This is a genomic window from Rahnella sp. PAMC25559, assembly GCF_050632365.1.
Lineage (GTDB): Bacteria > Pseudomonadota > Gammaproteobacteria > Enterobacterales > Enterobacteriaceae > Rahnella > Rahnella rivi.
Genome location: NZ_CP192543.1, coordinates 1,571,830 through 1,584,020, shown reverse-complemented (window position 1 = coordinate 1,584,020; position 12,191 = coordinate 1,571,830). Strand labels below are relative to the sequence as shown.

Annotated in this window: 7 protein-coding genes; 6 read left to right on the top strand and 1 reads right to left on the bottom strand. The window is 54.4% G+C overall.

Features of this window, described 5'->3' with window-relative positions; all coding sequences use genetic code 11:
• Positions 1-146: 146 nt before the first annotated feature.
• The 3 genes from ACQZQY_RS08590 (at position 147) to rluA (ending at position 6,373) form a co-directional block, all read left to right on the top strand.
• On the top strand, positions 147-2,489 hold the full coding sequence (locus ACQZQY_RS08590; protein WP_431296937.1) for a DNA polymerase II: 2,343 nt from the start codon (positions 147-149) through the stop codon (positions 2,487-2,489).
• A 223-nt stretch (positions 2,490-2,712) separates the two neighbouring features.
• The gene (rapA, locus tag ACQZQY_RS08585) at positions 2,713-5,610 is read left to right on the top strand and encodes an RNA polymerase-associated protein RapA (protein WP_122094201.1); all 2,898 of its coding nucleotides are present in this window, start codon (positions 2,713-2,715) and stop codon (positions 5,608-5,610) included.
• A 61-nt stretch (positions 5,611-5,671) separates the two neighbouring features.
• On the top strand, positions 5,672-6,373 hold the full coding sequence (gene rluA / locus ACQZQY_RS08580) for a bifunctional tRNA pseudouridine(32) synthase/23S rRNA pseudouridine(746) synthase RluA (RefSeq protein ID WP_136376935.1): 702 nt from the start codon (positions 5,672-5,674) through the stop codon (positions 6,371-6,373).
• 63 nt (positions 6,374-6,436) lie between these two features.
• Here the strand turns inward: rluA and djlA are convergent, their stop codons facing one another.
• Positions 6,437-7,258 (bottom strand): co-chaperone DjlA, encoded by an 822-nt coding sequence (gene djlA / locus ACQZQY_RS08575; protein ID WP_056776863.1) that lies wholly within the window; start codon positions 7,256-7,258, stop codon positions 6,437-6,439.
• A 181-nt stretch (positions 7,259-7,439) separates the two neighbouring features.
• Between djlA and lptD the strand changes: the two genes are divergently transcribed.
• From lptD to pdxA, 3 genes are all read left to right on the top strand, one after another.
• On the top strand, positions 7,440-9,815 hold the full coding sequence (gene lptD / locus ACQZQY_RS08570) for an LPS assembly protein LptD (protein ID WP_136376934.1): 2,376 nt from the start codon (positions 7,440-7,442) through the stop codon (positions 9,813-9,815).
• 67 nt (positions 9,816-9,882) lie between these two features.
• Positions 9,883-11,178, top strand: coding sequence for a peptidylprolyl isomerase SurA (gene surA, locus ACQZQY_RS08565; protein ID WP_056776857.1), 1,296 nt, complete (start codon positions 9,883-9,885; stop codon positions 11,176-11,178).
• On the top strand, positions 11,168-12,190 hold the full coding sequence (pdxA, locus tag ACQZQY_RS08560; protein ID WP_183848553.1) for a 4-hydroxythreonine-4-phosphate dehydrogenase PdxA: 1,023 nt from the start codon (positions 11,168-11,170) through the stop codon (positions 12,188-12,190). Before surA ends, pdxA begins: the two co-directional genes overlap by 11 nt.
• Position 12,191 lies beyond the last annotated feature (1 nt).

The window sequence follows — 12,191 nt, the reverse complement described above, 5'->3', positions numbered from 1 at the left end:
CTGAGCCATAGACAAAGACTGTATAAATAACCATACTCTGTATTGGATCCCGATATCTTCATCTGTACCGTTTCGAGGCGCTTATTACTTCCACCTTTGTTCGTCCCGCTCCTGCTGCCACTGATACCCCGCCGCGTCAGGGATTTGTGCTGACCCGCCACTGGCGCGACACGCCGCGCGGCACCGAGGTGGAACTGTGGCTGGCAACCGACGAAGGCGCACAGAAAATCCGTCTGCCATTGCAGGAATCCGTCGCGTTTATTCCGGCGGAACAGCGCCACGCTGCAGAACGCCTGCTGACCGATGAAAAAAATGTCAGTTTGCGCGAATTACCGATGCAGGATTTCCATTCCCGCCCGGTTCTCGGCCTGTATTGCCCGCAACACCGTCAGCTGATGCGCATCGAGAAATTGCTGAAAGAAGGCGGCGTTCAGGTTTATGAGGCGGATATCCGCCCGCCGGAGCGCTTTCTGATGGAGCGGTATATCACCGCGCCCGTCTGGTTCAGCGGGAAACCGGGAGCAGGAAATCTTCTGCTCGACACCAAAATGAAGCCTGCCGAAGGCTACCGCCCGCCCATGAAGCTCTGCTCCCTGGATATCGAAACCAGCGGTAACGGCGAGCTTTACTGCATCGGGCTGGAAGGCTGCGGGCAGCGCCACGTGTATATGCTCGGGCCGCCCAATGGCGATCCGCACGCGCAGTTTGATTTCAATCTGGTTTATGTCGACAGCCGTCCGCAGTTGCTGGAAAAACTCAATGAGTGGCTGGAAACCTACGATCCCGACGCCATTATCGGCTGGAGCGTGGTGCAGTTTGATCTGCGGGTTTTACAAAAACACGCTGACCGCTACAAAATCCCGCTAAAATTCGGGCGCGGCGGCGGGGAGCTGGAGTGGCGCGAGCACGGCTTTAAGCAGGGGCACTTTTTTGCCGCTGCGGCGGGCCGTCTGATTATTGACGGCATAGAAGCACTGAAATCGGCGTTCTGGAATTTCAATTCATTCAGCCTGGAATTCGTCTCGCAAAGTTTACTGGGCGAAGGCAAGGCCAGCGACAATCCCTATCAGCGGCTGGCAGAAATCGAGCAGCGTTTTCGTGAAGATAAACCGATGCTGGCGCGCTACAACCTGAAAGACTGCGAGCTGGTGACGCGTATTTTCGCCAAAACCGAACTGATGCCCTTCCTGCTCGAGCGCGCCTCGGTCACCGGCCTGGCGGTAGATCGCAGCGGGGGATCGGTGGCGGCATTTACTCACCTTTATTTACCACGTATGCACCGCGCGGGTTATGTCGCACCCAACATGGGCGAACTGGAAGGGGAAATGAGCCCTGGCGGATTTGTGATGGATTCACGGCCCGGCCTGTATGATTCGGTGCTGGTGCTTGATTATAAAAGTCTGTATCCGTCAATTATCCGCACCTTCCTGATCGACCCGGTCGGGCTGGTCGCCGGGCTGCAACAACCGGACGATGAGCATTCGGTTCCCGGTTACCGCAACGCCCGCTTCTCGCGGGAAAAACATTGCCTGCCGGAGATCGTCCGTCAAATCTGGATGGGTCGGGAAGAAGCCAAAAAGCAGAAAAACAAACCGCTGTCTCAGGCGCTGAAAATCATCATGAACGCCTTTTACGGCGTGCTGGGGTCAAGCGGCTGCCGGTTCTTTGATCCGCGTCTCGCCTCGTCGATTACCCTGCGCGGACACGACATCATGCGTCAGACCCGCGAACTGATTGAAGCCGAAGGCTATCAGGTGATTTACGGCGATACCGATTCCACCTTTGTCTGGCTGAACAAGGCCCATTCGCAGGAAGACGCGAACGTCATTGGCCGCCATCTGGTGGAACAGGTGAATGCCTGGTGGAAAAACCATATCCGGCAGGTGTACGGGTTGGAGAGTGCGCTGGAGCTGGAGTTCGAAACGCACTACCAGCGCTTCCTGATGCCGACCATTCGCGGCTCAGAGACAGGCAGTAAAAAACGTTATGCCGGTCTGGTGAAAGATGCCGATGGCGAGCACATCGTCTATAAAGGGCTGGAAACCGTGCGCACCGACTGGACGAAACTGGCGCAGGAGTTCCAGCAGGAACTGTATCAGCGCGTGTTCCACCGCCAGCCTTATCAGGATTACGTCCGTGATTATGTCGCGCGCACGCTGGCGGGCGAATTCGATGACAAACTGGTGTATCGCAAACGCCTGCGCCGTAAACTCAGCGATTATGAGAAAAATGTGCCGCCGCACGTGCGCGCCGCGAGGCTTGCCGATGAATATAACGCCCTGCACGGCCGTGCGAAGCAGTACCAGAACGGCGGTTGGATCAGCTACGTCATGACCACGTCCGGGCCGGAACCGCTGGAAAACCGCCAGTCACCTGTCGATTATGACCACTACATTGAGCGCCAGCTTGAACCGGTGGCCGATGGCATTCTGCCTTTCCTTCACGATGATTTTGCTACACTCATTACGGGTCAGATGGGGCTATTTTAAGCAAAAGTTGATGCGCGCCCGGTGATTCGCAGGTGACGAATCGTTTACCTTCCATTACCATAGCGCCCTTTCCCATTTCTGAATCATCCTCACACAGTGAATCACTCCGTCCCTTCGGGCGGGGAAAGAAGACTATTGCCCACGCTTCATCAGAGGCATAGCAAGCATTGCGCAGTTGGCGTCACAGTTGCCATATCTGGAACACACAACACAGAGAGAGATTATGCCGTTTACATTGGGTCAACGCTGGATAAGCGATACGGAAAGCGAATTAGGATTAGGAACCGTGGTAGCAGTGGATGTACGCATGGTGACTTTGCTTTTCCCCGCCACCGGTGAAAACCGTTTGTATGCCCGAAATGATTCCCCGATCACCCGTGTGATGTTCAATCCCGGTGATACCATCAGTTGCCACGAAGGCTGGCAGTTGCAGGTCGAAGAGGTCGTTGAAGACAAAGGTCTGTTGACCTACATCGGCATCCGTCTTGATACAGAAGAAACCGGCGTCGCCATGCGTGAAGTGCTGCTCGACAGCAAGCTGACCTTCAGCAAACCGCAGGATCGCCTGTTCGCTGGCCAGATCGATCGCATGGATCGTTTCGCCCTGCGCTTTCGCGCCCGTAAATATCAGCGCGAGCAGTTCCGCCTGGAGTTCGGCGGTCTGCGCGGTATGCGCGCCAGCCTGATCCCGCACCAGTTGCACATCGCTTATGAAGTCGGTCAGCGTCATGCCCCGCGCGTATTGCTGGCCGATGAAGTGGGTCTGGGTAAAACCATCGAAGCAGGCATGATCATTCATCAGCAACTGCTGTCAGGCCGCGCCGAACGCGTGCTGATTGTGGTGCCGGAAACCCTGCAACACCAGTGGCTGGTGGAAATGCTGCGCCGCTTCAACCTGCGTTTCTCTCTGTTTGATGATGACCGCTACGCAGAATCCGTACATGAGGCGACCAACCCGTTTGAAACTGAACAGCTGGTGATCTGCTCCCTCGATTTCGTGCGCCGCAATAAATCCCGTCTCGAGCAGTTGTCTGATGCGGCCTGGGACATGCTGGTGGTCGATGAAGCGCACCATCTGGTGTGGAGCGAAGACGCGCCAAGCCGTGAATATCAGGTTATCGAACAACTTTCTCAGCAAATCCCCAGCGTTCTGTTGCTGACCGCTACACCTGAGCAGCTCGGTCAGGAAAGCCACTTTGCGCGTCTGCGCCTGCTGGATCCGGATCGTTTCCACGATTACGAAGAATTCATCGAAGAGCAACAGCAGTATCAGCCGGTGGCAGATGCCGTCACGCTGTTACTGAATAAAGAGCCGCTGACGCCACAAGCCCTGGCGTTGCTGGGTGAAAGCGTCGGCAACGCCGATACCGATGCCCTGCTCGCCGCCGCCAATAAAGGTGATGAAGCCGCCGCCAAACAGCTGGTTTCCATGCTGATGGACCGCCACGGCACCAGCCGCGTGCTGTTCCGTAACACCCGTCACGGCGTGAAAGGTTTCCCTGAGCGTCATTTGCAGGCGGTGAAACTGCCGCTGCCGACGCAGTATCAGACCGCCATTAAAGTCTCGGGCATTATGGGCGCGAAGAAATCCGCCGAAGCCCGTGCACATGACATGCTGTACCCGGAGCAGATTTATCAGGAATTCGAAGGCGAGAACGCCACCTGGTGGAACTTTGATCCGCGCGTTGAATGGCTGCTCGGTTATCTGACCGCCAACCGCGACGAAAAAGTGCTGGTGATCTGCGCCAAAGCGGCCACCGCATTACAGCTGGAGCAGGTACTGCGTGAACGCGAAGCGATCCGCGCCGCCGTGTTCCATGAAGGTTTGTCGATCATCGAGCGTGACCGCGCTGCCGCCTATTTCGCCTCGCAGGAAGATGGCGCACAGGTTCTGCTGTGTTCTGAAATCGGCTCCGAAGGCCGTAACTTCCAGTTCGCCAGCAAAATGGTGATGTTCGATCTGCCGTTCAACCCGGATCTGCTGGAACAACGTATTGGCCGTCTGGATCGTATCGGCCAGCAAAACAACATCGACATTATGGTGCCTTACCTCGAACAGACCGCGCAGTCGGTGCTGGTTCGCTGGTTCCATGAGGGGCTGGACGCGTTTGAACACACCTGCCCGACCGGACGCACCATTTATGACAGCGCCTATGAGCAACTGATCGCGTTCCTCGCCACGCCGGCTGAACAGGAAGGTCTGGACGACTTTATTCTCGAATGCCGCGCTGAACATGATGCGCTGAAAGAGAAGCTGGAGAATGGCCGCGACCGTCTGCTGGAGATGCACTCCAACGGTGGCGAGCGTGCGCAGCAGCTGGCTAAAGAGATCGGCGAGCAGGATAACGACGTGAATCTGGTTAACTTCGCGCTCAATCTGTTCGATATCGTGGGGATTAATCAGGAAGATCGCAGTGATAACCTGATCGTTCTGACGCCGTCCGATCACATGCTGGTTCCGGATTTCCCCGGTCTGCCGGAAGAGGGTTGTACCGTGACCTTCGATCGTGAGCAGGCGCTGTCGCGTGAAGATGCGCAGTTCATTAGCTGGGAACACCCGATCGTGCGCAACGGTCTGGATCTGATCCTGTCCGGCGATACCGGCAGTTGTGCGGTGTCTATCCTGAAAAACAAAGCGCTCCCGGTAGGCACCATGCTGGCCGAGCTTATCTACGTGGTCGAGTGTCAGGCGCCTAAGCATCTCCAGCTGACCCGCTTCCTGCCGCCAACGCCGGTGCGCATGCTGATGGACAGCAAAGGCACTAACCTGGCCGCTCAGGTAGAGTTCGAGAGCTTTAACCGTCAGTTAAATGCCATCAATCGTCATAACTCCAGCAAACTGGTGAACGCCGTGCAGCAGGATGTGCATAACATGTTGCAGCAGGCCGAACCGCAGATTGCAGAACAGGCACGTGCGCTGATTGAAGCGGCTAAGGTAGAAGCCGACGCGCAACTGACGCAGGAACTCGCCCGACTGAAAGCGCTGAAGGAAGTGAACCCGAACATTCGTGATGACGAACTGGAATCGGTAGACTCTAACCGTAAGCAAGTGCTGGCGAACCTGAACGATGCCAGCTGGCGTCTGGATGCGATCCGCCTGGTGGTGGTCAGCCATCAGTAAGCCCGACGGGGTGCAGCCGGTCTGCACCCCTCTTTTAACCCCGACACAGACTGAAACCGCTATGAGCGAACATCAACCGAACATGCCTGTCCCTTCAAACACCCGGCCGCTGGAAAACTATAATCCGCCGACCGATCCCTGGTTGCAGGTGATTTTTCAGGATGAACACATCATGGTGGTCAATAAGCCAAGCGGTCTGCTTTCGGTGCCGGGCAAGTTAGCTGAACATCAGGACAGCCTGATGACCCGTATTCAGCAGGCATTTCCTGAGGCGGAATCCGTACATCGTCTGGATATGTCGACCAGCGGCGTGATTGTGGTGGCACTGACCAAAGACGCCGAGCGCGAGCTCAAACGCCAGTTCCGCGAACGCGAAACCAAGAAAGTGTATATCGCGCGGGTCTGGGGACGGATGGAAGAAGATTACGGCATTATCGATTTACCGCTGATTTGCGATTACCCGAACCGGCCCAAGCAGAAGGTTTGTCATGAGACGGGTAAAAAGGCGCTGACGCAATACGAAGTGATGTCGTGGGACGACGATGGCACGACCCGCGTCCGTCTGCGGCCAATCACCGGACGTTCACATCAGTTACGCGTGCATCTTCTGGCGCTCGGACATCCGATTCTGGGGGATAAGTTTTACGCCCACCCCGCCGCGCTGGCCGCCGTGGATCGCCTGCAACTGCATGCGCAGGAATTGTCGTTTTACCATCCGGTTACCGATGAGCCGCTGGTGTTTAATTGCGAGCCGGATTTTTAATGCGCCGGCTAAAAACAAAAAAGGCGCTGAATTCAGCGCCTTTTGCTTTTGCATCAACCAGACTTATTTAAAGCCTTTCTCTCGTTTGATGAGGTCATACGCGGCCTGAATCGACTGCGCTTTCTCTTTCGCCATTTGCATCATTTCCGGCGGTAAGCCTTTTGCCACCAGTTTATCCGGATGGTGCTCACTCATCAGCTTGCGGTAGGCGCGTTTGATGGTGGTCGCATCATCAGTCGCATTGACGCCCAACACTTTGCAGGCGTCGGCCAGGGTCGGGCCCTGCTGTGCCTGCTGATAACCGCCGCCATAAGAACGACCGCCCTGCTGACCGCCGCCAAACTGCTGGCCGCCTTCCATCATGCGCAGGAACTGATCGAACTGCATGCGTGAAATGCCAAGCCCTTCGGCAATCACATACAGCACTTCGCGTTCGTTAGGATGCAATGAACCGTCGGCATACGCAGCCTGGATTTGAATTTCCAGAAAAGTCCGTATCAGGTCGAAACGACCAAAACACGCACTGCGTAACTCACGCATTTTCTCACGCAGGGGATAGTTTGCCTCTTTCCCGTCGCGGAAGGCGCGCTGCGCGGCTTCACGCTGCTCACCATGCAACTGCATACGATCCATATAGAGGCTGGCGATCTGGATATCCGCCTCTGTCACCCTGCCTTTTGATTTAGTCAGATTCCCCATCACCTCAAACGTGGTGCGGAAGAAGATGGTTTGACGCGTCTGTTGATCGGCAAAGTATCCCCGGCGTTTTGCAGCGCGCGCCGTGTCAAACATATGTCCAATCAGCAGACCTGATACGATCCCCCAGAATCCCGTCCCTGACATATAGCCAAGGATAAGTCCGAGCAGTTTTCCCCAATACTGCATATACTCCTCAATTCGCCATGCCGTCGCTTAAAAATTGCTTTATCATAACCGGCATTTATCGTTGTGCCTAACGGCGGCAACGTAACAGGTGGGATTTAACACTAGCGCAACCATGATGAGTGAGATAGTCTCTGACCGTTTGCCGGCATGATGCCTCTGATGACGGAACACCATTTTACGTATGAAAAACAGACGTCTGAATACACGCTTACCCACAATGCTGGCCGCCACAATCTGGTCAGCATTGTACAGTCACGGCGCAATGGCCGACCTTGCTGCACAATGTATGCTCGGCGTTCCGACCTATGACAAACCTCTGGTACAGGGTGACCCAAACTCACTGCCTGTCACCATCAATGCCGATAAAGCCACCGGTAACTATCCTGATAGCGCGCTGTTTAGCGGAAACGTTAACGTCGTACAAGGCAACAGCACGCTGGATGCCGATCAGGTTCAGCTGAACCAAATCGCCAATCCCAATCAGCCCACACCGACCCGAACCGCCACGGCGACCGGCAACGTGCGTTATAACGATAACCAAATCAAGCTGAACGGGCCGAAAGGTTTCGCCAACCTGACCACTAAAGATACGGATGTTGAGAACGGTGATTACCAGATGGTGGGCCGTCAGGGCCGTGGTGATGCCGACAAGATGAAGCAGCGTGATAACAACCGCTACACCATCATGGACAACGGTACCTTCACGACCTGTCTGCCCGGCGATAACAGCTGGAGCGTAGTGGGTTCTGAGGTAATTCAGGACCGTCAGGAAGAAGTGGCTGAAATCTGGAATGCCCGCTTCCACATCGGCCCGGTGCCGGTGTTCTATAGCCCGTATATGCAGTTGCCTATCGGTGACCGCCGCCGTTCCGGTTTCCTTATCCCGAACGCGAAATACAGCAGCAACAATGGCTTTGGTGTCACGGTTCCTTATTACTGGAACATCGCACCAAACTACGATGCCACTATCACGCCAAATTACATGAGTACCCGTGGTCTGCAATTGCAGAACGAATTCCGTTATCTGACTGTTGCCGGTGCAGGTTTGATGGAGTTTGACTTCCTGGGTAATGACAAGAAAATTGACGATCAGTATGTCGCAGATGAAAACCGCATCAGCGATAAGACGAAGCGCTGGATGTACTATTGGGTGCATTCGGGTGTGTACGATCAGGTGTGGCGCTTCAATGTCGATTACACCAAAGTTAGCGATCCTTACTACTTCACCGATTTCGATTCGAAATACGGTTCAAGTACAGATGGCTATGCTACACAAAAATTCAGCGTCGGTTATTTCAACGAAAACTGGAATGCCACCCTGGCCAGCAAGCAGTTCCAGGTGTTCTCCGATTACGGAAATACCAATGCCTACCGTGCTCAGCCACAGCTTGATGTCAACTATTACCAAAATGACGTCGGCCCGTTCGATCTGCACATTTACGGTCAGGCAGCCAAATTTACCAGCGTAAACCCGGATAACCCGGAAGCCATTCGTACGCACATTGAGCCAACTATCAGTCTGCCGCTCAGTAACGGTTGGGGAAGCCTGGATAACGAAGTGAAGCTGATGGCGACCCACTATCAGCAGGACATTTCGGATAACTATTACGAGGCCAATCCGAATACCAAGCTGCGCTCGTCGGTAAACCGTGTCATGCCTGAGTTTAAAAGCGACGGCAAAATGGTCTTCGACCGCACGATGGACTGGAACAGTGATTACACGCAAACGCTTGAACCGCGCGTGCAGTATCTGTACATCCCATACCGTAATCAAAGCTCCATTAACACCTATGACTCTACGCTGCTGCAGTCTGACTATACCGGCCTGTTCCGCGATAAGAGCTACAGTGGCCTTGACCGCATTGCCTCCGCCAACCAGGTCGCAAGTGGTTTAACAACCCGTATTTATGATGATGGTCTGGTTGAGCGCTTTAATGCGTCCGCCGGTCAGATTTACTACTTCCAGCCGCCACGTACGGGCGACCAGAACAGCGCACTGGATAAAAATGATGACACCGGCAGCCTGGTTTGGGCGGGTGACACTTATTATAAAATCAACAACTTCTGGGGTATTCGTGGCGGTGTGCAGTACGACACACGTCTGGATTCGCTGGCCGTGGGCGATGCCGTTCTCGAGTACAAAGCTGATTCAGAAAGAATGATTCAGTTGAGCTACCGTTACGCCAGCCCGGAATATATTCAGGCTACCTTACCTAGCGTGACAAACCCGGGTTATCAGGATGGGATTTCTCAGGTCGGTGGTATCGCCAGCTGGCCAATCGCCGATCGCTGGGCGATTGTCGGTGCTTACTATTACGACACCAAAGCACAGCAGCCTGCAGATCAGTTGATCGGCCTGCAATACAACACCTGCTGCTGGGCCATCAATGTCGGTTACGAACGCAAGATCACCAACTACGACTCCGTTAAGTCTGAAAGTAAGTATGACAATAAGATTGGTTTCAACATTGAACTTAGAGGCCTGGGAAGTAATCAAACTCTCGGAACGAAAGAAATGTTGGCCAGTGGCATACTGCCTTATCAACGCGCTTTCTAAGCCAGACGACACGATTAACTCAGTGAACTTGAAACCCGCGCTTGCGGATTAGACAAATGGAAAAAGTATGAAGAACTGGAGAACACTTCTCCTCGGCGTGACGCTTTGTGCCAGCACTGCGTTTGCAGCCCCTCAGGAAGTTGATAAAGTCGCCGCCGTTGTGAACAACGGCGTCGTGTTACAAAGTGATGTCGATGGCTTAATGCAGTCTGTTAAACAGCAGGCAGCCCAGGCTAAACAGCAGTTGCCCGATGATGCAACGTTGCGCCACCAGATCCTCGACCGTCTGATCATGGATCAGATCCAACTCCAGATGGCGTCGAAGATGGGCATCACTCTGACCGATCAGGACGTGGATAAAGCCATCGCCGGTATTGCTCAGCAGAACAACATCACCGTCGATCAACTGCGCAGTCGTCTGGCCTATGACGGTCTGAACTTCAGCACCTACCGCGCCCAGATCCGCAAAGAAATGCTGATCAGTGAAGTCCGTAATGGTGAAGTTCGCCGTCGCGTGACGATCCTGCCTCAGGAAGTGGATCAGCTGTCTAAGCAAGTGGCGGCACAAAATGGCGGCAGTGCTGAATTCAACCTCAGCCATATCCTGTTGCCATTGCCGGAAAACCCGACGCAGGATCAGGTCGATGCTGCTGAAGAGCAGGCGAAGAAAATTGTTGCAGATCTGAATAACGGCGCTGATTTCGGTAAGCTGGCGATCACCTATTCTGCTGACTCACAGGCGCTGAAAGGCGGCAACATGGGCTGGGGCAAATTGCAGGAGTTGCCTTCGCTGTTTGCTCAGGCGCTGAGCACCGCGCAGAAAGGTCAGATCATCGGCCCAATCCGTTCAGGCGTTGGCTTCCATATTCTGAAAGTGAACGACATCCGTGGCGATAACAAAACGGTTTCCGTCACCGAAGTTCATGCCCGTCACATCCTGCTGAAACCTTCCGTTGTTATGACAGATGCGCAGGCTAAAGCAAAACTGGAACAGGTTGCTGCAGACATTAAGAGCGGCAAAGCGACCTTTGCTGAGGAAGCAAAACAGATTTCTCAGGATCCGGGTTCTGCGCTTCAGGGCGGGGACTTAGGCTGGGCTTCTCCGGATATGTACGATCCGGCGTTCCGTGAAGCACTGATTAACCTGAAAAAAGGCCAGATGAGCGCACCGGTACACTCTTCCTTTGGCTGGCATCTGATCGAATTACTCGATACCCGTCAGGTCGATAAAACCGATGCCGCTCAGAAAGAACGTGCCTACCGCATGCTGTTCAACCGTAAGTTTGCGGAAGAAGCTCAGACGTGGATGCAGGAACAACGTGCTGAAGCTTATGTGAAAATTATGGATGGTAATGGTAAATAATACTTCCATGACAAAATCTGTGGTCATCACCCCCGGCGAACCCGCCGGGGTTGGGCCGGATCTGGTACTGGCGCTGGCTCAGCAGGCATGGCCTGTTGAGTTAGTGGTGTGTGCCGATCCGGCCCTGTTGCTTGAACGTGCCGCGACGCTGGGTCTGAACATTCAGTTACGCGATTACGTGCAGGGCCGCCCGGCCCTGCCTCAGGCTGCAGGGACACTCACGGTTCTGCCGGTGAAAACCGCAACGCCGGTGACGGCGGGCAAGCTGGACGTCGCTAACAGTGCTTACGTCGTGGAAACGCTGGCCAGAGCCTGTGACGGTGCGATAAGCGGCGAATTCGCTGCACTGATCACCGGGCCGGTACAGAAGAGCATTATCAACGATGCCGGTATTCCGTTTATCGGGCATACCGAATTCTTCGCTGACCGCAGCCACTGTGAACGTGTAGTGATGATGCTGGCGACCGAAGAATTACGCGTCGCGTTGGCGACAACGCATTTACCGTTACTGGCCGTGCCGGGTGCCATTACCCGACAAAGTCTGCATGAAGTGATCAGCATTCTTCATCATGATCTGAAAACCAAATTTGGCATTGCTGAACCCCAGATTTACGTCTGCGGTCTGAATCCGCATGCCGGAGAAGGCGGTCATATGGGGCATGAGGAGATCGATACGATCATTCCTGCACTGGACGAACTGCGTCAGCAGGGGATGAATCTGGTGGGTCCGCTGCCGGCAGATACGCTTTTCCAGCCGAAATATCTGCAACACGCCGATGCTGTTTTATCGATGTATCACGATCAGGGCCTTCCGGTGCTAAAATATCAGGGATTCGGTCGCGCTGTGAATATCACGCTTGGCCTGCCCTTTATCCGGACTTCCGTTGATCACGGTACTGCGCTTGAACTTGCCGCTACCGGTACCGCCGATGCAGGCAGTTTCAGGACAGCAATAAATCTCGCCATTCGTATGGCAATCAATACTTTTGAACCACAACACACTGATAAATAAA